At 65.1% G+C, this 398-nt stretch carries 1 protein-coding gene; it reads left to right on the forward strand.

Annotated features, from left to right (window positions below; translation table 11 throughout):
* Window positions 1-114 precede the first annotated feature (114 nt).
* On the forward strand, window positions 115-398 hold a 284-nt coding region (locus EN853_RS33205; RefSeq protein ID WP_135861351.1), incomplete at its 3' end, for a DUF899 family protein.

The following is a 398-nucleotide window of genomic DNA, read 5'->3' on the forward strand; positions in this document are numbered from 1 at the left end:
AATACCGCAAAGCACGCCTGGTTCCGGCGTAAAAAATGTCGGAACGCGTCCAGGACGCGCGTCCTTGGGTCGTAGAGCAACGCGCGGCGGGACGCCGGCGCGAAGGAGACGATCATGATCACCTTTCCCAATGAATCCGCCAGATACCGCACCGCCCGCGAAAAGCTGCTGCGCAAGGAAATCGAGCTGCGCCGCGCCATGGAGGCGGTGGCCGAGGCGCGACGCGCTCTGCCGCAGGGCGGGCTGGTGCCGCAGCACTATGTGTTCGACGCTCTCGATGACCAAGGCCGGCCGGCGAAGGTGAAGCTTGCGGATCTCTTCGCGCCGGGCAAGGATTCGCTGATCCTCTACCAGATGATGTTCCCGCGCCATCCGCAGGAGACGCGCGATGTGGCGGC

This window comes from Mesorhizobium sp. M1C.F.Ca.ET.210.01.1.1, assembly GCF_004791585.1.
GTDB lineage: Bacteria > Pseudomonadota > Alphaproteobacteria > Rhizobiales > Rhizobiaceae > Mesorhizobium.